Source organism: Mesorhizobium sp. M0590 (assembly GCF_040320905.1).
Lineage (GTDB): Bacteria > Pseudomonadota > Alphaproteobacteria > Rhizobiales > Rhizobiaceae > Mesorhizobium.
Window position 1 is genome coordinate 25,271 of the sequence record NZ_JAMYQN010000017.1, and the last position, 22,440, is coordinate 47,710.

The window sequence follows — 22,440 nt, forward strand, 5'->3', positions numbered from 1 at the left end:
CGATTCGCTGTGCTCGCGCTGTGCGGCGCCACGATGCCGCTCAATGTGCACGGTCAGGACCTGGCATCAAACCGCGTCGCAGTTGCCTTTGCAACGCCGGCAAAAGCCATTGCCGCAGCCGAGGCGAATAGGCCGGGGGCGTGTAAGACCGGAAATCGGGCTGACGTCTCCCGACTTGTGCGTTCAATCGCACAAGACGAAGGGTTCGACACCGATCTGGCCGAGGCGATTGCATGGGCCGAAAGCGATCTCGGCGCCAGTCAGGGTCCGTCGAAGTCCGGAGCCCTGGGGATCATGCAATTGATGCCGGGCACGGCGACCGATCTCGGCGTGAGCGACCGTTGCGACACAGAGGCAAATGTCCGGGCTGGCCTGCGCTATCTGAAGTCACTCTATGACGAGTTCCAGGATCCGCTCCTGATGCTGGCGGCTTACAACGCCGGGCCCAACAGCGTCTACAAGGCGCAGGGCATTCCGGTAAATCCGGAGACTGCAGAATACATCGTGAAAATACTGAACCGCTGGAAGTTCGGCGGTGTCGTGAAGAAGTCCGCCCTGACCAAATCCGAAATGCTCGCGGCCGCTCCGCCAGCAAGCGAGGAAGCTTGGCAGGATGGTCATGTCATGGATTTCGGCAACTGAAAGGAGCCAAGGGTGGAATACAAGAAAGCGGGCATATTTGCCCTGAAACTGGCCTTGGCCTCGGCGGCCGGAATAGCTCTCGCGCCGGCCACTGCGTATGCCCAGTCGGCGGCTCCGGTTGAAAATGTGCTGGAGTGGTTTGTCGGAGTTCTGCAGGGCAACATAGCGCGCTCATTCGCCATTATCGCGGTCTGTTTTCTTGGTTTCCTCGCCATGACGGGCCGGCTGGCGTGGATGATGGCCTTCTCCATCATCATCGGCATCGCTCTGATCTTTGGCGCCGCCCAGCTGGTGGATGCGGTTCGCGCGACCGCAGGAGGCAGCTGAGGCATGGATGACGAAGAAGTCTATGTCGAGCCGGTCAGCCTGCCACTGACACGCCCCCCGATGAAATGGGGGGTGCGCTATGAGGTTTTTGCTCTGAATGGCATTCTTGCGGTGATCGGCTTCATTGCCACCAGCAGCTTCATGCTCGGCCTTGGCGTATTCGGCGTGGTGCATCTGGTCAGCGCATATCTGTGCCAGCGCGACCCCTATATGTTTCATATTTTCGAGCGGCGCGTCTCCAAACGCGGAGCAGTGGCGAACCTTACTTTTTGGGGCGCGAGGAGCTATTCGCCATGAGCCTCGATGCCGACCTGAAATTTGGCCGTGAGCGCCGCCGTGAGAAGCCCGCGGCGATGCACATCCCCTACCTTCGCCATGTCGATGACGATCTAATCGTGACGAAGAGCGGCTTTCTCGTCGGCGTCATCCAGCTCAGTGGCCTGCCCTTCCAGACGATGGACCAGGCCGAGTTGAACGGCCGCATGTTCAACCGCAACACGACGTTCCGCAATCTCTCGACCTCTCGCTTTGCGGTCTACACAACGATCATCCGCCGCCATGTGACGCCGGGGATCGAAGGCGACTTTGACAATCCTTTCGTGGCCGAGCTCGACGCCCGCTACATGGATGAGCTTGGGGCGAAAAACCTTTTCGTCAACGAAGCGTATCTGACGGTCATACGCCGACCGATGGTCGGCCGCGTCGGCTGGGTGGACAAGGCGCTCAATGCATTCCGCATCAGCACCGCAGGCGAAGAGACCCGCGAAGAGGCGATGGCCGAACTGCATGACATTCTCGAGGGCGTCGTCAAGGATTTTACCGCTTATGGTGCGCGTCTTCTCGGTGTCGTGAAGCGCCGCGACAGCTTCTTTTCCGAGCCTGCGGAATTTTTGGCGAAGATCCTCGCCGGCGGTGGCGACGTGGAAATGCCATTGCCGCGCATGTCCCTTAGCGATGTGCTGCCGACGCGGCAGCTGTTTTTCGGCAAGTCCGCGTTGGAACTTCGCGGACCGGACGCTGGCAAGCTCGGCGCCATGGTGTCGATCAAGGAATACCCTCCGTTCACCGCGCCTGGCTCATTGGACGGTCTCTTGCGCCTGCCGCATGAGTTTGTCCTGACGCAGAGTTTTGCGATCGAAGATCGTGTAACGGCGATGCGCAGGATCAACACCATCGCGAACCAGGTTGAGGGTTCCGACGAGGCAGGCACGACGGTCGAGGAGTCCGTGCACGACGGCGCCGACAAGCTTGCCGGTGGCGAAGTCGTCTTCGGACAACATCACATGAGCGTCATGGCATTGGCACCGGACATGGCTGGGCTCAACCGTGCGCTATCCGACATTACGGCGGAGCTTTCGCGCATGTCGATCGTGCCGGTTCGCGAGACATTGAACACGGAACTGGCCTTCTGGGCGCAGTTGCCGGGAAATTTCAGCTACATCGCGCGACGCGCTTTGATCTCGTCCCTCAATTTCGCCGGCCTTTTTTCAGGACATAATTTCCCGTCCGGCCAATGTGAGCGGCTGCATTGGAAACGGCCCATCGCGTTGCTCGAAACGACCAGCCAGACGGCCTACTATTTCAATTTCCACGTTCACGATGTCGGGCATTTTACGGTGTTCGGCCCGACCGGCTCGGGTAAGACCGTGGTGCTGTCGTTCCTGATGGCGCAGGCCATGCGCATCATGCCGCGGCCGCGATGTGTTTATTTCGACTATATGCGCGGCGCTGAAATTTTCGTTCGGGCGCTCGGCGGTCGCTACGAGGTGATGGAACCTTCTCAGCCGACCGGGTTCGCGCCATTGCAGCTCGAGGATACCGCAGAAAACCGTTCTTTCCTGGAAGATCTGCTCATCTACATCTTGACGCCGGAAGGTGGCGCGCTGGACGTCGCGGAGATGCGCGTCATCAACGCCGCCGTCGACATGATCTACAAGATTTCGCGCGAACAGCGCACCTTCGACCTGCTGCCGGAAGTGCTGCGGGGCTCGCTCATGCCCGGCATGAACGATCTGGCCGCGCGGATACAGCCCTGGCTCGACCCGAAGGACAAGGGCTGGCTTTTCAACAATCCCGTCGATCTGGTCGATTTCTCGAAACCCGTCGTCGGGTTCGACATGACCAAGATCCTTGGTGACCGAAAGCTGCGCTCGGCGGCGTTGCTCTACATCTTCCATCGTCTTGAGGACGTCATCGACGGCTCGCCGATCATGCTCTTCCTCGATGAAGGTTGGAAGCTGCTGGACGATGAGGTTTTCGCCGCTTTCATCAACGAGACGCTGAAGACCATTCGTCGCCGCAACGGCGTGGTCGGCTTTGGCACGCAGACAGCGGAAGACGTCGTCAATTCCTCCATCTCGTCGTCGCTGATCGAGCAAACGAAGACCAACATTTTCTTCCCCAACCCGAAGGCGAGCAAGGAGTCCTACATGGAGCGCTTCTCGCTGACAGCGAAGGAATTCGAGTTCGTGCGCCGAACCGCCAAGGAAACACGCACCTTCCTCGTCAAACATGACAGCGACTCGATCGTCGCCAAGCTCGATTTGTCGGCGATGCCCGATCTCATCAAGGTCTTGTCCTCGAACGAAGCCAACAGCAAGGAATGCGCACGGCTCCGGGAGACCTTCGGCGACGAGCCGGAGATGTGGCTGCCATACTTCTGCGGATGGGAGAACGAGCATGACGAAGCGGGTTAGCATCGCTTGTCTGGCCGTGGCTCTCGCGACGGGAAGCATGAGCGTGGCCGTCGCGCAAATCGCGGTCATCGACGATTCGAACCTCGACAAGCGACAAGAGGACGAGCAGCACAGCAAGAAGTCGGATGAGGCGAAGAAGGACGAAACCGACAAGAAGAAAAGTGTCGTCTGCACCTATTCGAACAAATACCGCTCACAGATGTTTCGCCGGTCGCCGGCCGACGCGTTGCAGCGCGACGCCGGCAACGTAAAGCTAATCCACTATTACGCGCAAAAATACGGCGTGCCAGAAGGCCTGGCGCTCTCCGTCGCCTATCAGGAATCGCGCTTCGACACATGCGCCGGCAGCCACACCGGCGTCAAAGGCGTCATGCAACTGACCAAGGGCACCGGCGAGTCCATGGGACTGGACCGCGACGTGAACGAGCAGAATGTCGAAGGCGGCGTCAAATATCTCGGAATGGGCGTGAAGCAATGCGGGGCGACAAATTACAGCTGTCTCGCCTCCTTCTACAACGGATCGAACGCAGGCGAGCAAAACCAATGGGCCGGCGGCGTCGGCCGTTGGAACAGTTACTTCAACGACTATGTGTCGAGCGGCAAGGCTCCGGCCGCCGCGCCGCCACTATTCTCGATCGTGACGGCCGACGGCGCAGCCGGCGCGGCCCAGGACGCGGCCATGGGCACGGTCAGCAAGGCGGCTGGCAGCCTTGATGCAAGCTCATCGCAGATGGGCGCCAACACTGCGGCGATCGATGCGCTGGCAGGCAACGTTGGCCAGGTGACCGAATACAAGGACGCTTGGGAGCTGAACTCGTCTGCTCGTGGGATCAACGTCGATGTTACCAACCAGTACCTCGCCCAAGGGGGCAACTTCACGGCGTTGCTGGCCCAACTTCTGTCGTTGCAGAACGTTCAGACATCGCAGTCGGCCAAGCTGGTGCAACAGCCGAAGGGCGGTTCTCCAAATCCGTTCTCTTGTGATCCCGCCGAACTGGAACGGTTGAAGATCGATCGCGGCCGGTGGTTACCGTGCGCACGTGAGAACGCGGGGGCAAGCTCAGCCGACAGCCACTCGATAATCATCACCACCGACCCTGCTGGCGCCGCCAGCGTGATCGATTCTCTACAGCAATAGGAGGCTGACATGAAGAAATGCGCGATTGCTGCCGGCATGGCGCTTTGGACGAGTGCGGGCTTTGCACAGATTGCGGTCATCGATGGCGCCAATCTCGATGTCGCCCGCAAGAATGCGGACAACACCAACTCCATCATGGACTCCAACAAGGATATCCTGAAAAAGAGCGAGGAGATCCTGCAGGCTCTCAGCGGCAGTCGTGACGGTTCGCTCGGCATCGGACAAATGGGCCTTGGCGGCAACCTGTCGATCGCCCAGGCTCCGTCGTTCGGATCGATCCTGAACGGCGGGGCTCTTTCGTTTGGTGGCCTGTCGCCCGAAATCCAGAAAATCGCCGGCGCGATCATCAACGGGCTGCAGCTAGTGAAGCAACTCCAGCAGATTGCCGGCAAGGAGACGAGCGCCGTCAACACGGCCTATGGCGGCAGCGTCAATGTGGCTTCGCTGCTAAGCGCATTGACCTCGCAGGCTTCCCAGGGCGTTACCCAGCGCCAACAGTCATTGCAGTCCGCGAGTGGGCAGATCGGGCAGTCACAGGACGTCAAGGGTTCGGTGGACCAGAACACACGAATGCAGCTGGAAAACGCGCGCGCGGTCAACGAACTGATCGGCGTCCAGAACGGTGCGGTCGCGGCCTTGAATGAGAAGCTGAAGGGAGATCTTCTGCGCCAGAGTCAGGTGCAGAAGATGATGACGCCGCGCAACGTCAATCCGTTCGCGGAATTCGGCAAGAGCGGGGGCTAGCACTTGTCGAGGCGGGCGTTGCGGATATGCACCGTGATTGGGCTCGGCGCAGTGCTTTTCGGTTGCGCAAAACGTGAACTGAAAGCGCCGTGCGGGCCTTTGGCGTATGCCCAGGCTGACAACTGCGGCGCGCTGAAGCCGGTCAATTCAACGCCGTTCGCAAGCATCATTGACGAGGGTCCATGAACGGTCTCGCCGCAAGCATCCTCGGTGGCATTGACAACATCGGTGAGGACTTCGTTCGCACCGTCTATATGCAATTGGGCAATGCGATGGGCAACGTCTTCACCCTCATGCTCACCCTCTATATCGTGTGGTGGGGCTATTCGATCCTGAGCGGGCGAGAGTCGATTTCGCCAATCGAAGCGGCTTATCGCCTGGGCCGCGCCGTCATCATCTATCTGCTGCTGACGGGATGGGGGACATTTTCCGCGACGATCTACCAGCTTGTGCAAAGCATTCCAGATGAGGTCGGAAAGGTGATCGTTGGCGCCGTGTCGCGAGCCACAGGCAATCAGCTCAGCGATCAGGCGGCAATTCCAGCGCTTATCGACAACCTCTACCAAGGGGCGCAGGACGTCGCCAATCAGGTCTATAGCGGATCCTTCTATGACATTTTTGGCGCGCTGCTGTCGCTGCTTGTATTGCTGTCGGCCATCATCTTCGCAGCGCTTGCCATTGCCGCGATCATCGCCGCCAAAGTGATGTTGTTCATCACGCTGGCCTTGGCGCCGATATGGATCATTCTTTGGCTTTACCGATGGTCCTTGCGCATGAGCGAAGGCTTCCTTTCGCTGACCACCTTTCTGATGATCCAGCAAGTCCTGATCTACGGCTTTCTCGGTTTCTACTTCTCGCTCGTCAATGCGGCGCTGAACACCGCGACATCCGGCGGAGCGACCATGGACAGCAAAATGTCGCTGGTGCTGCCGCTGGTGCTGGTGACGATCATCGGGATCTACGTTCTCATGCAGATACCCTCGATTGCTTCGATCCTGAATGGCGGCGGGTATCTCAGCACCGTGGGAGCTCGGTACTCATACGGGACGTTCGGCAGGAATGCCGTGCGCTATTCCGGCGCGCGACGGGCCGCCGGCCGCGCCGCTCGCGGCGCCGGGCAGCTCGCGGCAAACAGTTTTCGATCTTCGCGAGCAGCCAGGGCGGATGGCGCAACCCGGTCCGCCATCCAGCAAGGTGCGCGCGATAACTCCAGGCCTCTGGCCTAGGACACAAGAACGATCACCGATCGCGGCGTGGATCAGAATGCGTCGCGCAAACGAGGCAATAGTAACGTGGCAATGCCAGTGGAAACGGCTGCTGACCGCAGCAGCGAACTCGTCGACAAGCGCTATTACAGGGCGGGCGCGACCTGGGAAGACGACACGCACCGGTCAATGCGTCGATCGCGTACATTGGCCTGGATCATCAGCGGCGTTTCCGGACTGGTGGCGGTGCTGTCTCTGTTGGCGCTTGTGCTGATCCTGCCGCTCCGGCAGTTCGAACCGTACGTGGTGGAGGTCGACAAATCGACGGGCTACCTCGAGATCATGCGTGCGCTGAAGCCTGGAGATTTGTCCCAGAACGAGGCCGTCACGGCGGCCAATCTGGTGCGCTACATTCGTGCCCGCGAAACCTACGATTCGCGTGAACTGAAACAGAATTACGACCTGGCACAGCTCTACTCGACCGAAGCCGCGTCCAAGGATTTGACATGGCTTTTCACGCCTGCAAACCCACAATCGCTGGACAAGATCTATGGCCGCAATGCCACCATTTCCGTCGAGATCAAGTCTGTCTCGCTGCTTAATCGCAACACGGCCTCGGTGCGCTTTGCCACGACGACGCGGCGGGACAATTCGTCCACCGCCGACAATTGGGTAGCGGTGATAAAATTCCGCTACACCTCAACGCCGCTCAAGAACGAATGGCGTTTCGACAACCCGTTGGGATTTCAGGTTACGGATTACCGCCGCGACCAAGAATCGGCGCCGGCCGCGGGGAGCCTGCAATGAGATGGCGCATGGGCCTCACTCTGTCGGCCGCCCTTCTGCTCGGAACGATGCACGGCGCGGCCGCACGCGACGGCCGCATCCGGTATGTCACCTTCAACAACGACGACGTGACGTCGGTGCGTGCAGCTCTTGGCATTTCGACCATGGTCGAATTCAGCCCGACCGAAGTCATCGAAACCGTCTCGGCTGGCGACACGAAAGGCTGGTCGATCATCCCCAAACGCGGATCGCGATTTCTGTTCGTCAAGCCGCTGGAGCGCGATGCGTGGACCAACGTAAACGTGGTCACCAACCGGCGCGTCTATTCCTTGCTGCTGCAGGCAACCGACAATAGCCGTGACCGGGCATCCTTCCAGGTCCGGTTCAAATACCCGGACGAGGATATCAACGCGCGCCTGCTCTCACAGGCCAAGGAGAGCGCCGCCGATCCGGATTTGAAGGATCTGAATTATGCCGATCTCAATTACGACTACGCCTACAAGGGCGACGACAGCTTGAAGCCGCGCACCGTATTCGACGACGGCACCAAGGTGTTTCTGGAGTTCAAGGGCGACATTCCGGCGATCTTCGTTGTTGACGACAAGCGTCAGGAGTCGCTGGTCAACGTTCGCACCCAGGGTAAATACACCGTCATCGACAAGGTCGCACGGCAATTCACCTTGCGGGCCGATGGCAAGACGCTCTGCCTCTACCACCGGGCGCGACCCAACGAAATCGATCCGGTCGAGCAGGTCTACGGCCCAACGAAACTGACAGGCGGTTCCACCCTGTTCGGATCCAGCGGAGGGCGGTGATGACCCAGATCGACTACAACCAACTGGACGGCAGCCCGACGGTCGCTCGCCGCGGTGCGGGCGTGGGTACCAGGATCGCCCTGGTCGGCCTCGGCGTGGTGCTGGTTGGCGCGCTGATATGGCTGAACTGGCCTCGAGAGCCGGTATCGCGCGATGTTCGCAGCGACGGCGAGGAAAACTTCAACCCGCCCGAGTTCCGCCCGCCGGCGTTGAACGAACCGCCGCAACCTGCCGACGGCACGATCGACCAGATCGTGGTGCCGCCACCGGCCGCCGACCAGAGCGGCACGCAACAAGCCGATAATGTCGATCAGACGGTGCAGGAGGGGGCGGATCTCGATGCGCAGCGGCGGGCGCTGGAGGCGCAAATGGCGGCCGAGGAGGCTCGCCGCAAGGCCGAGGAGGACGAAGCCCGCCGCAAGGCCGCGGCTGAGGAAGAGGCTCGTCGTAAGGCGGAGGCCGCCGAGCATGAAAAAGCGGTGTGGGAACGCCTGCGGTCGAACCAGATGGTGACGAATGATCAAACCGGCTCGACAGATGCCGGCGCCCAGGCGGCGCAGGTCGAAATCGCGCCCGACGGTCAGATCATTCCCGTCCCCGGCGCCGACAGTGATCCCAACAAGGCATTCCTGGCACAGTCTGAGGCAAGTTCTTCCGGCATCGTCAAGGCCAGGGTCTTCCGGCGCACCGATGCGTTGATCCCTGAAGGAACGATCATTCGCGGCTATTTGGAAACAGCTGTTAACACCGACCTTCCCGGCGCCGTGCGCGCTGTCGTGCGCGAGGATGTCTTCTCGCTCGACGGCAGGCGGATCCTCATTCCGAAGGGTTCGCGCCTGACCGGCGAATACCGTTCGGGGCTCGCGCGCGGTCAAAAGCGTGTTTTCATCGTCTGGAGCAGGGTCATTCGCTCGGACGGCATTTCCGTTGATATTAAATCGCCCGGCGCAGACGCGCTCGGCCGCGGTGGCATGGGCGGCCGTGTCGATACGCACTGGGTTGAACGGTACGGTAACGCCATCATGCTTTCGGTGGTTGGCGGCGTCTCTGAATATCTGTCCTCGCTTGGCGATAGCGGGCAGGATGGCCAACAGCGCCAGGTGTCGACGATCGATCCCGTAACCGGTGAGACCACGACAATAACTTATGGTGGCAATGGCTCGCAGCGCGACGCGCGTAGCATCGCCTTCGACAAGTCATCGACCGCCTTGCAGCAACTCGCGCAGGAGGCGTTTCGTGATACGCAGAACATTGGCCCGACGGTCTACGTCGACCAGGGCACATCGGTTGTCGTGCTGGTGCGCCGAGATCTCGATTTCTCGGATTTGTACGCCGATCCTGTCCAGGAAGAAGTTGCACGCCTGAAGGCAGGCGGGCGGCCGAAGACGGCGATCGATCCGACGCCTCTATACGGCACGCCGAAGGATCATTTCTATCCCGGCTATCGGAGCGCGGTGAAATGAATGCCGTGCATCCCCTCCCCGACCCATGGGCGAGAGCCCCGGTCCTGCGCGCTCATCTGGAACCGATATGGCCCTATTTGAACGAAGACTCGGTTTCCGAGATTGCGATCAACAGGCCGGGTGAATTGTTCATCGAACGCCTCGGTGCAAGGGAAATGGAGCACGTCCTCAAGCGCGAGGTCACGCCGGGCTGGATACGCAACATCTCGACGGGCGTCGCCTCGGCGACCAATCAGGTCATCAACGAGGAAAAGCCGGTGCTGTCGGCCGCGCTACCCTCGGGTGAGCGTATCCAATGCATCTTGCCGCCGGCGGCTCCCGAAGGCGGGGCGATTTCGATCCGCAAGCAGGTCATCATGGATATGAGCCTTGATGCCTACAACGATCTCGGCGCATTCGAGAACACGGCGATGGGCAGCGGACTAGCGCTGTCAGCCGAAGAAAAGCGACTTGTCGAAATGCTGCACGACACTTCGCCGATGGAGTTCCTGCAGTATGCGGTACGCAACCGCGTCTCGATCGTTGTTTCAGGCGGTACGTCGACCGGCAAGACGACGTTTTTGAATGCCCTCCTGAAGGAGATCCCAGCCCATGAACGGATCATCACAATCGAAGACACCCGCGAACTGAGGCTGCCGGCCCCCAACAACGTTACCCTGATAGCCTCGAAGGGCGACCAGGGGCTTGCCAAGGTCTCCGCGCAACAGCTGCTCGAGGCCTCGCTTCGCATGCGGCCCGACCGTCTGCTGTTGGGGGAGTTGCGCGGCGCTGAAACCTTCGCGTTCCTCCAGGCGATCAACACCGGCCACCCGGGTTCGCTCACCACCGTTCATGCCAATTCCGCCCGGTCCGCCTACGAGCGCCTGGCGCTCATGGTCATGCAGGGCAGCTCGGGCCTCGCACGAAGCGAAATCCTCGACTACCTGCGCGAGGTCATTCCGGTGGTCGTGCAGATGGTTCGCACCGAAGGCGGACGGCGTGGCATCAGCGAGATCAAGTTCACCAAGGCGGAGACTATCTAGCGGGGCCCATCCATGCAGAAAGTCGCAACAGCAATTTTCATGGTGCTCATGGCGATGGCCCTGGGCGCCCTGGTCTTCACCGTCGCCTATGCCGCGACGGATTGGTACCAGACGGGCTCCCACGTCCTGTTCGACCAGCTGAACGCCAATCCCTTGCCGGTCGTTCGTCAGGCTTGGGCGGACACGATGGCGAGGAATTTTGGCCGGATACAATACGCCGTTGCGGCAGGAGCATTGGGGTTTCTCTTGCCACTGGTCAGCTTGTTTCTCATGCGTCCGAGAAAGCGCAATGACTCTCGCTTCATGACCATGAGCGACGTATCAAAAACCGGCCTGACGAAAGTGGGCGGCGTCTTCGTCGGTCGAGCCGGCGGCAGGCTGGCCGAAATTTTGTCGCCGCGCCGCGATCAGCGCTCAGGCAAGATCCGCTTGACGCAGCGCAGGCTGATTGGCGGCAAGAAATTGTGGATTGATGGCGATGATGTCGGCGGCTTCGTCATAGGGCCGCCGCGCTCGGGTAAAGGCACGTCTCTCATCATCCCGAACGCCTTGACCTGGCCGCATTCGCTCGTAGTTCTCGACCTGCGCGGCGAGACCTATGCGGCGACCGCCGGCTACCGTTCCACCATGAGCCGCGTGGTGCGTTTCGCGCCGGCAGATCCGGACAGCAATACCGCATGCTACAATCCGATGGACTTCATCTCGCTGGATTCGGCACAGCGCGACATCGACCTTCGCAACATCGCTGCGGCATTGTTTCCGCGGCCCCCGTCCAACTCAGACCCGTACTGGGTCAACGATGCCCGCCTCCTTTTTACCGGCATCGCGTCCTTCGTCATGGAATCGCCCGCGATCCCAAACGAGAAAAAAACCTTTGCCACAATCCTCGAGATCATGAACGGCGCCGAGCAGCCGCTCCTGGAATTCATTGGCTCACTGCGCGAGGAACGCCGCCGCGAATGTTCGTATTTTACCCTGCAAACCCTGCTGCCATATTTTGAGATGTCCGAGCGGCAGTTTTCCGGAATCTACGCTGGCGTACGCACCGGCATGGCTCCCTTTCTCAACGAGCGCCTGATGCGAGCTACGTCCCGCAGCACGTTCGATATTCGCAGGCTCAAGCGTGATCGAATTTCTCTTTATCTCGACGTGCGGCGCGAGCAGATTACGTCGCTTGGACCGTTGTTCAACGTCCTGATTACGCAGATGATGAACTTCATGTCGGAAAGCCTTCCGCAGCCGGGCGAGCATCCGGTGCTTGTGCTGCTCGACGAGTTCCAGAACCTCGGCAAGCTCGAGAATGTCACCGAAATGGCGAGCGTGCTCGGCGGCAACGGTGTTTCGATGTGGTTTTTCGTGCAGTCGCTGAAGGCTGTAGACGAGATCTATCGCCAGGAAGGGCGCAAGACGCTTATCAATGCCGCTCGCGTGCAGATCTTTTTCGGTGCGCAGGACGCTGACGATCTGCGCTACGTTTCCGAGCAGCTTGGCGAAACGTCGGACGTGCAAAAGGACGTGACGCGCACCAAGGCAACGTTGTTCGACACTTATTACACGCGCTCCGAACACCGCAAGGAAGTGCGGCGGCCCCTGATGCGGCCGGACGAAATCCGCACCCTCGACAAGAACAAGGTCATCATATTGTCGCGTGGTGAACTGCCAATCCTCGGCACCCGAAATTTCTATTTCGCCGACGGTCCGCTCGCCAAACGCGCGTTCATGCCCCTGCCCGCCTCTACCGACGCTTCGCGCACGAAAAGCCCTGCCGCGGACTCCTCTGCGGCGCTCCCATCTCCTGTGCTCCCGACGATTGTGCCGACAGCACCCGCGTACCGCTCAGGCCTCTTGCGGGCCCGCCTGCGGCGCGGCGCGACATTTGCCGCAAAAGCAGGCCGTATAGCTCCGCCGCCGGGCCGGCGCGAAATCGTAAAAGACCGGTTGAAAGCAACAGACGCTGCAGCGGTACCGGTCTATGCCGCCATAGATTTTTCCGCCTTGGCGGCCAAAGCGGTGACAACGCGCATAGCGCCCGACAAAGAAGCGGCGGTTGCCGCCATTCTAAACAAGGTGCGTTCTCTGCGCGCCAACGCGTCCGACGCCGAGACTTTCGATCGAAATCTGAGCATCGTCGAAGATACGTTGCCAGATGTAGTCGATGGGTAGGCTAGCTGTGAGCTTTCAGAGGGTTGTCCATTCGGACCGGACCGAGGAGACTGGAGTTACCAAGCTGCAGCACTCACCGGAGGGTCCGAATGAACATCCACAAGAATGCCCGTCTGACGCCGCTGCGTCGAGAGGAGATGGCGCTGTCGGTCATTGAGGGGCGTCTTTCCCAAGCCGATGCGGCGCGCACCTACGGCGTGTCGGCCAAGATCGTGGCGCGCTGGGTCGAGCGCTACAAGGCCGAGGGCAGCAAAGGCATGATCGATCGTTCCTCGCGACCTGCCCGTATGCCACAGGCCACCGCCACGTCGATCGCCGAGCGTATCGTGGCGCTGCGGCGGCAGCGTTGGACCGGCAGTCACATCGCCATGGAGGTCGGCGTCTCGCCCGCCACCGTCAGCCGGGTTCTCAAGCGCGCCGGGCTGTCGCGGCTGAGCGATATCGAGCCGGCCGAACCGGTCCGGCGCTACGAGCGTGAGCACCCCGGCGAGATGATCCATATCGACATCAAGAAACTCGGCCGCTTCAGCCAGGTCGGCCATCGCATCACCGGCGATCCGCAAAAGGGCAAGTCGCGCGGCGCCGGCTGGGAGTTCGTCCATGTCTGCATCGACGACGCCTCGCGCATTGCCTTCTCGCAGATCCTGGCCGACGAGAAAAAGGAAAGCGCCATCGCCTTCCTCAAGGCGGCGGTTGCCTACTACGCCAGCCTCGGCGTTTCGATCGCCCGCGTCATGACCGACAACGGCGCCTGCTACAGGTCGAAGGCCTTCGCCAAGGCCTGCCGCGATCTCGGCCTCAAGCACGTCACGACAAGGCCCTATACGCCCAAGACCAACGGCAAGGCCGAGCGCTTCATCCAGACCGCGCTCAGGGAGTGGGCCTACGCCATTGCCTATCCGACATCCGACCACCGCGCCGCCGAACTGCCGGTCTGGCTGCACAGATATAATTGGCATCGCCCCCACGGCAGCCTAAAGTCAAAACCGCCCATCAGTCGCCTCGCCTTAACCGAGGACAACCTGTTGAGGCTCCACAGCTAGCACTCCCATGCGGCGGAGAGGTCATTGTCTACCGTGACCTTGTCGCACACGTCATGGCCGCGGAGGACATTGCCGCGCGCTTCGGGCAGTACCATGTCTCAATCGAGAAGATCACACGGCGCGAACCGTCGACGATACTGGACCTCGACAGGCGTTTCAGGGGTCCACCCCGTCAAGTTCAATCGCAAATCCCGCGTCGATCGCGCTTTGCGCAATGAGATCGCCAAGTTCCCAATCCGTGAGTTCGCAAAGCGGAAATGTTCCCCTTACAGCGTGGCTAACCTCGGATATCGAAATGCACGGCCTGCCGACATTGCCGATCAAGTGCCGGACAATCGCTTGGCGAACGTCCGACAAGGTAGGCCCCAGCGCGAGCGCGGGCATGTATGGCCTACGAATGGAGCCGTGGTTCTACGCCATCGGCTGTTTTTGCATCGAAAGCTACGGGCACACCGTGAATGATGGATGCCGCTGCCAGCAACTCCTCCAACTCGTGGTCGGTAGCCTTGCAAGCCGGTATGAGTGTTCGGATGGCGCGGATCGCCTGTGCGATGGACAGGAACTGGGCCTTGCCTCTGGAGCGGACATAGGCTTCTGCCGCCTTTTCAACCGTGACTGTGTGAAAAGTGCTGGTCATCGAGAATGCCTCCCTGAAATCCTGACCAACACGATTTACGGCACGAATTCGGCAGCCTGCAAGGGTTTGTCTGATTCAGGACAATCAGGCGGAGGCAAGGCCGAAGTGACTTTGCTCCTCCTCGCCGTAAGCGCCATGTGTGAGTTGTATCATTCCGGCGCGGTCGACAATCGTGATCTCGCCGCGCTTGGCGTGAACCAGGCCCCGATATTCAAGCATTTGGAGTGCGATGGTAACGCCGGGACGCCGAGCGCCAAGCATGGTCGCCAGAAATTCATGCGTCAGGTAGATCCTATTTCCTTCGACGCGGTCTTGGACCATCAGCAGCCAGCGGGCCAGCCGCTCCTCGATTTTCGAATGGCCGTTGACCAGTGCCGTCCGGGAGGACTGGACAAGGAACGCATGGGCATAGCGAAGCAGTGACTCGCGAAGGGATTGGCTTGCCGCAATCGCAGAGCGAAGGTTTTCAACCGAGAGAATCCAGCCATTGCCTGCGACCTGGATATAGGTTTCATTGGGAGACCTGTCCTGGCCGAGGATAATGGCAACCCCTGTCATGCCGTCGTGGCCGACGATGCCGACCTCGCTTTGCCGCCCACCGGTCATCGTGGCGACCACCGACGCGATGCCCATCTCTGGAAAATACACACGCTCGATCGGCTGATATGAGACCTCAAGCTGGGCTTTGATGTCCAGTTCGACGTTATGCATTGATGGCTGCAATAGCGCGAAATCCTCCGAGGAGAGGGTTTTCAATACATGGTTGCGAAGAAGGGATTGGGGCATGGCTCTCTCCCTGACGGGCAAGAGCGCGTACCTCTTACTGTCGGCTGCGTCCGAAGGATCTGGCGGCCGATGCGACAGCATAGGCTTCAAATGCGCGACTAGCAAAGAATCCGCCTCTGGCGAAAAGTTGGAGAAAGTCGGCTCCCTCGGTGGAGGCCCAACCGGGCTTTTAAGGCCGATGGCAGAAAGCGGATACGCTGCGGCGGCATTTGAGGGCACGTTCCTGCTCTTAATTATTGCCAGTGAGCTGTGTGCGCAGATTGCGAAGGTGGAAGGGCCGGACCCAGGAAGCAGGGCCTCAGGCCGAGGCGCTAATCAAGCGGGTCGGCAAATGATCGCGAAAAGCTCAATACGGCCGGCAACGAAACTAAAGAAGTAGTCGCGCGTTGGACGCGGAACGCTATTCGTCTCTGATATGGTTTAGGTCAGGGTGGTCAAGCCAACGTCGCGCAAGGCAATCAATGGGTCGAGCGCTAGTCCAGCGAAGTCGCTCGCTCGTGACGAGGTCACTTTAGCGCCACCCGCTTTCCGGCCGCTCCAGCTCGCAACGCTCGTGGACAGGGTCCCTGCCGGCGATCGTTGGATCCATGAGATGAAATACGACGGCTATCGTGTTCTCGTTGCCGTCGGCGGTGGCAAGGCGCGAGCCTACACACGATCTGGTCTGGACTGGTCTAGCCGTTTTCCCTCGATCCTCTCCGAGGCTCGCAAGCTCAAGGTGCGCTCCGCCCTGATTGACGGCGAGGCCGTGGTTGTCGATGCGGAAGGAAGATCTAATTTCCAGGCGCTTCAGAATGCATTGAAGGGTGCCCCGGCGACTATCGACTTTTATGCGTTCGATCTGCTGCAACTCGACGGCGAAGATCTGACTAGGCTTCCTCTCCTTGAGCGCAAGGCGAAACTTGAGGCGATCTTGCCCGCGAAAAATCCGGTCCTTCGTTACTCCGACCATATCCTCGGTCGCGGAGAAGAGTTGCTCGATCGCTTCTGCGCAGCCGGCCTTGAGGGCGTCATTTCAAAGCTCGCGGATTCGAGTTATGTGGCGGCCCGCGGCGCAAGCTGGCTGAAGATCAAATGCATCAGGCGGCAGGAATTTCTGATTGTCGGCTGGACGCCGTCCGACAAGGTCCGCGCGTTCCGGTCCTTGATCCTTGGCGTTCATGACGGCGGCAAGCTGCGTTACGCCGGGAAAGTCGGCACCGGCTTCGATACAGCTGAACTTCTTCGTCTCTTGAAGATCATGGCGCCGCTTGAGCAGAAGGCCGCGACCGTCGACGCACCACGCGCCGAAGTGCGCGGCGCACACTGGCTCCGTCCGAAACTGGTCGCTGAGATTGCCTTCACCGAAATGACAAATGAAGGGACGTTACGACATCCGAGCTATCTTGGTCTTCGCGAAGACAAGAAGCCGGAGGCGGTCGTGCTCGAGACGGAACGTCATGCGAGCGACATCGCGGCGTCTGCGACGACCGCCATCGCGATAAGCAACCGGGACCGCGTCATCTATCCGGAGTCCAACATCACCAAGGGACAGCTCGCCGATCATTACGCAGCGGTCGCGGCGATTATGCTTCCTTGGGTTGGCAGCCGGCCGATCAGTCTGGTTCGATGCCCACAGGGCCGCGCGAAGAAGTGCTTCTTCCAAAAACACGACGCCGGCAGCTTTGGCGACAAAGTCCACCACGTCGGCATCACGGAGAAGGACGGGCACGAGGAACCATATCTCTATGTCGACGATGCGGACGGACTGATGACTTGCGTCCAGATGGGAACGATTGAGCTGCATGGATGGGGGTCTCGGATCGAGGATGTCGAAAAGGCCGACCGCCTCGTGTTCGACCTCGACCCCGATGAAGGCCTCGATTTTGAGGCCGTCCGCGCCGCTGCCTTTCGGTTCCGCGCCATCCTTAAATCGCTCGGGCTCACGACTTTCCCGATGCTGACGGGAGGCAAAGGAGTGCACGTCATCGCGCCCCTCACCCCTGGCGCCGAGTGGCCAGAGGTGAAGGACTTCGCGTCTCGCGTGGCGCAGGCGGTCGCCCAGACCGATCCGGCCCATTTCACGGCCGTGTTGTCAAAGGCGCGCCGCAAGGGTCGCATCTTTGTGGACTATCTACGCAATCAGCGCGGGGCGACCGCGATCATGCCCTACAGCGCAAGATCACGTCCGGGCGCTCCTGTCGCGGCACCGATCACGTGGGCGGAGATGAAGACAATAGATGCGCCCTCTCATTTCCACGTGGGCGATGCTCCCGAATTAAAGAAACGCGCAGCCTCCAAAGCTCTGGCGGGATGGGGTCGCGCCGACCAATCCTTGCCCCATCTGTAGCGTCTGGCGCGGGAAGAGGCAGCAAAGCCAGCATTCAAAGGGCAACGCGGCACTCATGGCCTTGCCTGATTGGAACCTGCGGAGATCAACCTCGTTTGGCTGAAGCCATGGCAAAAATCGATCCGATGACCGTCGCCAATCTTTTGAGGGAATATGCGCAACGGGCGTCCATGCGCGGCGACAATCCCTATCGCACAAAGGCATACTTGCGCGCGGCAGACAGTCTGACGGCGCTGTCGCAGCCGCTTGGTCGGATCATCGCCGCCGGCGCCCTCACCAAGATCCCGGGGATCGGTGATGCGATCGCAGACATCGTGACCAAGCTTTACCAAACCGGCACGCACCCAAGCCTTGAGAAGCTGCGCGAGGATGTTCCAGCGGGCGTGATGGAGCTGTTTGCCATACCCGGGCTTCGTCCCGATAAGATACTCAAGCTTCATCAGGCGCTCGGCGTGAACTCGCTGGCGGAGCTCGAGGCCGCAGCAAGAGAAGACCGCATACGCCCAGTGAAAGGCCTCGGCGCCGCGCTTCAGGCAAAACTCCTGCAGAACTTGGCCATCGTGCGAAGCGGCGAAACACAACTTCACCTGCACAAGGCCGCCGCGCTTCTCGAACATGCGGTCATATCGGTGAAGCAAGAGCATCCAGAGTTTTCGCGCGTCGAGATTGCAGGTGACTTTCGGCGCGGTTGCGAGCTCGTTTCCGACTTCGCCCTGGTAGCGCAGGGCAGAAAGTCGACTGGATCCGAGGATACGACCCTCAGGCTTGTTGTCACTGACAGGAAGCACTTTGGGGCGAGCCTGCTCGAAGCAACCGGTTCGGCAGACCACCTCGAGCAACTGAAGACGTTCGCGGCCGAAAAGGGATTCACCCTAGACGCCGACGGGCTTCATCGCGGGAGAAAGCTGATCGCGTCAGCGACAGAAGAAGAAATCTACCAAGCGCTAGGCTTGCAGTTTATCGAGCCTGAATTGCGCGAAGGCAGGGACGAGATCGAGCGAGCCGCAAAGCGGAAGCTACCCGTTCTCGTTCGGGATGAAGATCTGCATGGCATCCTGCATTCCCACACGACCGCATCCGATGGAACCGAAACGCTTGAGGCAATGGCTGAAGCCACGCACAAGCGCGGATTCGAATACTATGGTGTCGCCGATCATTCGCAGTCCGCTCATTACGCCGGCGGCCTTTCGGTGCAGGAGATTGCTGAACAGCACCGCGAAGCTGACCGGCTGAACAAGGCATACAATGGAAAATTTCGCATACTGAAGGGCATCGAGGCGGACATCCTGGCGGATGGTTCGCTCGATTACCCGGACGATATCTTGGAGACGTTCGATTTCGTCGTCGCGAGCGTGCACAGCCGCTTCAAGTTGCCAAAGAAGGAACAGACGGAGCGTATCATTGAGGCGATCGGAAATCCTCGGACGACAATCATCGGGCACATGACCGGTCGCCAGCTGTTGCGCCGGCCCGGTTATGATCTCGACGTCGACAAAGTCCTCAAAGCGTGTGCGAAACACGGCGTCGCTGTCGAAATCAACGCACATCCGTGGCGACTCGACCTCGACTGGCGCTGGCATCAACAGGCACTCGATCAAGGTTGCATCTTCAGCATTAATCCGGACGCTCATTCGATCCGCGAGCTCGACCACATGCATTGGGGTGTCGAGATGGCGCGCAAGGGCGGTGTCCCTGCGAAGCGGATCCTGAACGCGATGCGTTTGGCTGCCCTCCTTGCGCATCTCGCACGCCGCAGGCAAACGCCATAAACTGCTTGTGCGCCCGGCCTATCAGCGCAGGAGTCCGTCCTTCTCAAAAAACTTCCCAGCCGCGCGAAAGGGAATGTGAGTTCTCATCCGGGCCATAGCCAGCTGAAGCTGCAGTTCCGCGACCGCTTCTTTGCGCGCGTTTCATAGCGGCCTTCCCCGCGGCTCGCCGCCTATTCTCTGCTGTCGCTGCCCGTGTTCGCCAAAGATGGCCTAGGTTATGGCCCATCACAGATCCTTCGCCAGACGAGGGCTATCTGGCCTCGCTTACACAGTTGCGCCTAGGGCCTGCATCAGGTCGTCGATAATGTCCTGAGGATGTTCAAGCCCTACAGAAATTCGCAGCAATCCGCCTGGCGCTTTGGACTTCGCACCTTCAACGGATGCGCGATGCTCTATCAGAGAGTGCGTCCCTCCAAGGCTTGTCGCACGGACAACAAGGCTGAGGCGGGCAGCCACGGCCATTGCAGCATCGGCTCCGCCCTCGACGATAAAGGATAGCATCGCTCCGTAATGGCTCATTTGCCGCGTAGCAAGATCGTGTCCCGGGTCAGTTTGCAGACCAGGAAAGAGCACTTTTTCGACGCGCGGATGAGACGCCAGGGCCTCGGCCACTTTCTGGGCGCCTTCGCAATGGGCGCGCATGCGGACCGGCAATGTCTGCAGGCCCCGCAACGCCAGCCAACAGTCGAAGGGCGCTGCGACGCTGCCCTTGTGTTTCTGGACCATCCGCAATGGGCGACCGAGGGGTGACGCGTTTGGGACAATGACGACACCGGCCATCAAATCCGAGTGGCCGCCAATGTACTTTGTCGCCGAGTGCATGACCGCGTCCGCCCCAAGTTCAAGCGGGTGCTGAAGCACGGGCGTTGCCCACGTATTATCCACCGCCGCGATGGCGCCGGCATCGTGCGCGATTTTGCAGATGGCCGAAATGTCGACAACGCGGATCATCGGGTTAGACGGCGTCTCGACCCACACGAGGCCAGTCCGCTTTGAGGTGACCGCATCGCGCACCGCATCCAGATTCCGCATATCGACCGCGGCGAAGTCGAAGCGAGAGCCGATATCCGTTTCGTCCATCAGCGAGCGGATGCCAAAATACATATCATCAGGAAGGACGATCCGTCCCGTCGAGGGATGGCTCTCAAAGACCGAAGCGATTGCAGCCATACCCGACGCAAAGGCTATTCCTTCGTGTCCGCCCTCGAGCGCGGCCATCGCCGACTCGAATGCATTGCGTGTTGGATTCGCATCACGCGTGTACTCGAACCCAAACGGAAACGAGCCGTCGGCGCCTCGCTCGAACGTCGTGCTGGTATGAAGCGGTAATGAAACCGCGCCCGTGGACGGATCGACAGCTCGACCGCTATGGATTGCCTTCGTTTCAAAGCGCACTGGCCAATTCCTCAATTTAAAGCGCGGTTGCAATTTCACGCCGGTCATTATATTGACCGTAAGCGAAGCGCGAGGCCAAGTCAATATAATGACCGACACCCCCACACCTTTAGAGACCGAGCAGGAGCTGGGCCAAGCGATTGCGATCCGGATCCAGGATCTGAGACGCGACCAAAACCTGACCCTTGATCGACTGGCCAAACTGACTGGCCTGTCGAAAGGGACGGTTGTCGCGCTTGAGCAGGGTAAGGCAAACCCGAGTATCGGCATCCTTTGCCGCCTGGCGGCGGCGTTCTCGCTATCGGTTGCCGATCTGCTGAACGACGAACCTTCCACAGCACCCGACCACCCGATCGAACGGAGTACTTCCAGGACGCTTTGGACGAGCGCCAAAGGCAGCCGGGCACAGCTTCACACATCGACCTCGGGACGCACGATGTTCGAACTCTGGAGCTGGGTCCTTATGCCGGGTGATGCGTTTGCCGCCGATGCGCACAGTCCCGATACGCGCGAACTCGTCTCGGTTACCCAAGGCTCGCTCAAGGTCACTGTGGGCAGCCAAGAGATCCTTCTAAATGCAGGCGAGAGTGCGCGCCTCGTTACAGATCAACCCCACTCGTATGCCGCGGCATCTGACGTGCCCGCCCACTTCTCGATGGCGGTGCTTGAGCGCGGTGGACAGCGGGTTACGGCGCCCTCTTCACAAGCAGCGACGTCGCCCCTGGCTGTTTCGCCAAGACCTCGCTGACCACTGACAACTGCTTCACGATAGGAGATCCACCTTTGTACGTTCCTCCACATTTCGCCGTACCCGATCAGAACGCCCTCTTCGATCTTATCGAAAAACACCCGTTTGGTATCCTGATCACCCACAGCAATGGCTCCCTCGACGCCAACCATATCCCTTTCGAGCTCGACCGCTCAAAGGGCGACAAGGGCATCCTCAATTGCCATGTCGCCCGTAAAAACCCTGTCTGGGAGGAAGTTGCCAATGGCGATGAGGTCCTCGTCGTCTTCCGAGCGGCCGACGCCTACATCTCGCCGAACTGGTATCCAAGCAAACACGAATTCCATAAGCAGGTGCCGACCTGGAACTATCTCGTCGCCCACGCCCATGGTCGCATCACTGTCCGGGATGATGAGCGCTATGTGCGCCGCAACGTCGCGAAGCTCACTCACATGCACGAGGCCAACCAGCCGGACCCGTGGAAGATGGGCGACGCGCCGAAGGATTTCATTGACACGATGGCCAAAGCGATCGTGGCCTTGGAGATCGAGATCACCAGCCTGGTTGGAAAATGCAAACTCAGTCAGAATAAAGAGCTGCGCGACATTCAGAACGCCGGGGAGACGCTAACTGCTCAAGGCGCTGTTGAAGTGGGACAGGCGATGCTCGCAGCGGCTGCGGCGGCCAAATCCCAATAGCAACTGTCCGACAAAGCACAGGTGCTGGATTTCCCAACGGTTGACCTTGAGAGAC

At 60.1% G+C, this 22,440-nt stretch carries 21 protein-coding genes; 17 read left to right on the forward strand and 4 right to left on the reverse strand.

Translation table 11 applies throughout. The features are described 5' to 3' along the window. Positions 1-33: 33 nt before the first annotated feature. The 6 genes from NKI52_RS24650 to NKI52_RS24675 are packed head-to-tail and all read left to right on the forward strand — an operon-like array spanning position 34 to position 5,547. The gene (locus NKI52_RS24650; protein WP_352700059.1) at positions 34-642 is read left to right on the forward strand and encodes a lytic transglycosylase domain-containing protein; all 609 of its coding nucleotides are present in this window, start codon (positions 34-36) and stop codon (positions 640-642) included. Between the two features lie 12 nt (positions 643-654). Continuing rightward, positions 655-969 (forward strand): TrbC/VirB2 family type IV secretion system protein, encoded by a 315-nt coding sequence (locus NKI52_RS24655; protein WP_352700061.1) that lies wholly within the window; start codon positions 655-657, stop codon positions 967-969. Between the two features lie 3 nt (positions 970-972). Then, positions 973-1,266, forward strand: coding sequence for a VirB3 family type IV secretion system protein (locus tag NKI52_RS24660; RefSeq protein ID WP_023720449.1), 294 nt, complete (start codon positions 973-975; stop codon positions 1,264-1,266). After that, the gene (locus tag NKI52_RS24665; RefSeq protein WP_352700063.1) at positions 1,263-3,665 is read left to right on the forward strand and encodes a VirB4 family type IV secretion/conjugal transfer ATPase; all 2,403 of its coding nucleotides are present in this window, start codon (positions 1,263-1,265) and stop codon (positions 3,663-3,665) included. The genes NKI52_RS24660 and NKI52_RS24665 overlap by 4 nt, the downstream gene beginning before the upstream one ends. Then, the gene (locus tag NKI52_RS24670) at positions 3,649-4,803 is read left to right on the forward strand and encodes a transglycosylase SLT domain-containing protein (RefSeq protein ID WP_352700065.1); all 1,155 of its coding nucleotides are present in this window, start codon (positions 3,649-3,651) and stop codon (positions 4,801-4,803) included. The genes NKI52_RS24665 and NKI52_RS24670 overlap by 17 nt, the downstream gene beginning before the upstream one ends. 9 nt (positions 4,804-4,812) lie before the next feature. Next, positions 4,813-5,547, forward strand: a complete 735-nt coding sequence (locus tag NKI52_RS24675) for a type IV secretion system protein (protein WP_352700067.1) — start codon at positions 4,813-4,815, stop codon at positions 5,545-5,547. Here the strand turns inward: NKI52_RS24675 and NKI52_RS24680 are convergent. Beyond that, positions 5,544-5,717, reverse strand: coding sequence for a hypothetical protein (locus tag NKI52_RS24680; RefSeq protein ID WP_352700069.1), 174 nt, complete (start codon positions 5,715-5,717; stop codon positions 5,544-5,546). The two genes, NKI52_RS24675 and NKI52_RS24680, sit on opposite strands and share 4 nt — an antisense overlap. Positions 5,718-5,729: 12 nt before the next feature. On the opposite strand from NKI52_RS24680, the gene NKI52_RS24685 reads away from it, so the two are divergent. From NKI52_RS24685 to NKI52_RS24715, 7 genes are all read left to right on the forward strand, one after another. After that, positions 5,730-6,773 carry a TrbL/VirB6 family protein gene (locus NKI52_RS24685; protein WP_352700071.1) on the forward strand — a complete coding sequence of 348 codons (1,044 nt, stop codon included), beginning with the start codon at positions 5,730-5,732 and terminating at the stop codon, positions 6,771-6,773. 27 nt (positions 6,774-6,800) lie between these two features. After that, positions 6,801-7,559, forward strand: a complete 759-nt coding sequence (locus NKI52_RS24690) for a VirB8 family type IV secretion system protein (RefSeq protein ID WP_352700073.1) — start codon at positions 6,801-6,803, stop codon at positions 7,557-7,559. Then, on the forward strand, positions 7,556-8,353 hold the full coding sequence (locus NKI52_RS24695) for a TrbG/VirB9 family P-type conjugative transfer protein (RefSeq protein WP_352700075.1): 798 nt from the start codon (positions 7,556-7,558) through the stop codon (positions 8,351-8,353). The genes NKI52_RS24690 and NKI52_RS24695 overlap by 4 nt, the downstream gene beginning before the upstream one ends. Next, complete coding sequence (gene virB10, locus NKI52_RS24700) at positions 8,353-9,816, forward strand: type IV secretion system protein VirB10 (RefSeq protein ID WP_352700077.1); 1,464 nt, start codon at positions 8,353-8,355, stop codon at positions 9,814-9,816. The genes NKI52_RS24695 and virB10 overlap by 1 nt, the downstream gene beginning before the upstream one ends. Further along, entirely contained in the window at positions 9,813-10,838 is a 1,026-nt protein-coding gene (gene virB11, locus NKI52_RS24705) for a P-type DNA transfer ATPase VirB11 (RefSeq protein WP_352700079.1), read from the forward strand. The genes virB10 and virB11 overlap by 4 nt, the downstream gene beginning before the upstream one ends. 12 nt (positions 10,839-10,850) lie before the next feature. Next, positions 10,851-13,001: a type IV secretory system conjugative DNA transfer family protein gene (locus tag NKI52_RS24710; RefSeq protein ID WP_352700081.1), complete on the forward strand. Its 2,151-nt coding sequence runs from the start codon at positions 10,851-10,853 to the stop codon at positions 12,999-13,001. 89 nt (positions 13,002-13,090) lie between these two features. After that, entirely contained in the window at positions 13,091-14,044 is a 954-nt protein-coding gene (locus NKI52_RS24715; protein ID WP_352700083.1) for an IS481 family transposase, read from the forward strand. 391 nt (positions 14,045-14,435) lie between these two features. On the opposite strand, the gene NKI52_RS24720 is transcribed toward NKI52_RS24715, so the two are convergent. Further along, positions 14,436-14,681 (reverse strand): hypothetical protein, encoded by a 246-nt coding sequence (locus NKI52_RS24720; protein WP_352700085.1) that lies wholly within the window; start codon positions 14,679-14,681, stop codon positions 14,436-14,438. An 84-nt stretch (positions 14,682-14,765) separates the two neighbouring features. Next, on the reverse strand, positions 14,766-15,467 hold the full coding sequence (locus tag NKI52_RS24725) for a Crp/Fnr family transcriptional regulator (protein WP_352700087.1): 702 nt from the start codon (positions 15,465-15,467) through the stop codon (positions 14,766-14,768). Positions 15,468-15,897: 430 nt separating this feature from the next. On the opposite strand from NKI52_RS24725, the gene ligD reads away from it, so the two are divergent. Both ligD and NKI52_RS24735 read left to right on the forward strand, forming a co-directional pair. Continuing rightward, the gene (gene ligD, locus NKI52_RS24730) at positions 15,898-17,796 is read left to right on the forward strand and encodes a DNA ligase D (protein WP_352700089.1); all 1,899 of its coding nucleotides are present in this window, start codon (positions 15,898-15,900) and stop codon (positions 17,794-17,796) included. Between the two features lie 107 nt (positions 17,797-17,903). Next, positions 17,904-19,565, forward strand: a complete 1,662-nt coding sequence (locus NKI52_RS24735) for a DNA polymerase/3'-5' exonuclease PolX (RefSeq protein WP_352700166.1) — start codon at positions 17,904-17,906, stop codon at positions 19,563-19,565. Positions 19,566-19,829: 264 nt separating this feature from the next. On the opposite strand, the gene NKI52_RS24740 is transcribed toward NKI52_RS24735, so the two are convergent. After that, a complete protein-coding gene (locus NKI52_RS24740; protein ID WP_352700091.1) occupies positions 19,830-21,008 on the reverse strand; it encodes a trans-sulfuration enzyme family protein in 1,179 nt (392 codons plus the stop codon). Between the two features lie 40 nt (positions 21,009-21,048). On the opposite strand from NKI52_RS24740, the gene NKI52_RS24745 reads away from it, so the two are divergent. Together NKI52_RS24745 and NKI52_RS24750 are read left to right on the forward strand one after the other, a co-directional pair. After that, positions 21,049-21,708 carry a helix-turn-helix domain-containing protein gene (locus NKI52_RS24745; RefSeq protein WP_352700093.1) on the forward strand — a complete coding sequence of 220 codons (660 nt, stop codon included), beginning with the start codon at positions 21,049-21,051 and terminating at the stop codon, positions 21,706-21,708. A gap of 35 nt (positions 21,709-21,743) precedes the next feature. Further along, positions 21,744-22,385 (forward strand): FMN-binding negative transcriptional regulator, encoded by a 642-nt coding sequence (locus tag NKI52_RS24750; RefSeq protein ID WP_352700095.1) that lies wholly within the window; start codon positions 21,744-21,746, stop codon positions 22,383-22,385. Positions 22,386-22,440: the final 55 nt, after the last annotated feature.

What these genes read in the sequence shown, in the direction of transcription:
- NKI52_RS24670 (WP_352700065.1), top strand. Translation starts at nt 3,649, where the DNA reads ATGACGAAGCGGGTTAGCATCGCTTGTCTGGCCGTGGCTCTCGCGACG.
- NKI52_RS24660 (WP_023720449.1), top strand. Translation starts at nt 973, where the DNA reads ATGGATGACGAAGAAGTCTATGTCGAGCCGGTCAGCCTGCCACTGACA.
- NKI52_RS24725 (WP_352700087.1), bottom strand. Translation starts at nt 15,467, where the DNA reads ATGCCCCAATCCCTTCTTCGCAACCATGTATTGAAAACCCTCTCCTCG.
- NKI52_RS24675 (WP_352700067.1), top strand. Translation starts at nt 4,813, where the DNA reads ATGAAGAAATGCGCGATTGCTGCCGGCATGGCGCTTTGGACGAGTGCG.
- NKI52_RS24745 (WP_352700093.1), top strand. Translation starts at nt 21,049, where the DNA reads ATGACCGACACCCCCACACCTTTAGAGACCGAGCAGGAGCTGGGCCAA.
- NKI52_RS24685 (WP_352700071.1), top strand. Translation starts at nt 5,730, where the DNA reads ATGAACGGTCTCGCCGCAAGCATCCTCGGTGGCATTGACAACATCGGT.
- NKI52_RS24650 (WP_352700059.1), top strand. Translation starts at nt 34, where the DNA reads ATGCCGCTCAATGTGCACGGTCAGGACCTGGCATCAAACCGCGTCGCA.
- NKI52_RS24715 (WP_352700083.1), top strand. Translation starts at nt 13,091, where the DNA reads ATGAACATCCACAAGAATGCCCGTCTGACGCCGCTGCGTCGAGAGGAG.
- NKI52_RS24740 (WP_352700091.1), bottom strand. Translation starts at nt 21,008, where the DNA reads ATGACCGGCGTGAAATTGCAACCGCGCTTTAAATTGAGGAATTGGCCA.
- virB10 (WP_352700077.1), top strand. Translation starts at nt 8,353, where the DNA reads ATGACCCAGATCGACTACAACCAACTGGACGGCAGCCCGACGGTCGCT.
- NKI52_RS24695 (WP_352700075.1), top strand. Translation starts at nt 7,556, where the DNA reads ATGAGATGGCGCATGGGCCTCACTCTGTCGGCCGCCCTTCTGCTCGGA.
- NKI52_RS24680 (WP_352700069.1), bottom strand. Translation starts at nt 5,717, where the DNA reads ATGATGCTTGCGAACGGCGTTGAATTGACCGGCTTCAGCGCGCCGCAG.
- NKI52_RS24720 (WP_352700085.1), bottom strand. Translation starts at nt 14,681, where the DNA reads ATGACCAGCACTTTTCACACAGTCACGGTTGAAAAGGCGGCAGAAGCC.
- virB11 (WP_352700079.1), top strand. Translation starts at nt 9,813, where the DNA reads ATGAATGCCGTGCATCCCCTCCCCGACCCATGGGCGAGAGCCCCGGTC.
- NKI52_RS24665 (WP_352700063.1), top strand. Translation starts at nt 1,263, where the DNA reads ATGAGCCTCGATGCCGACCTGAAATTTGGCCGTGAGCGCCGCCGTGAG.
- NKI52_RS24710 (WP_352700081.1), top strand. Translation starts at nt 10,851, where the DNA reads ATGCAGAAAGTCGCAACAGCAATTTTCATGGTGCTCATGGCGATGGCC.
- NKI52_RS24735 (WP_352700166.1), top strand. Translation starts at nt 17,904, where the DNA reads ATGGCAAAAATCGATCCGATGACCGTCGCCAATCTTTTGAGGGAATAT.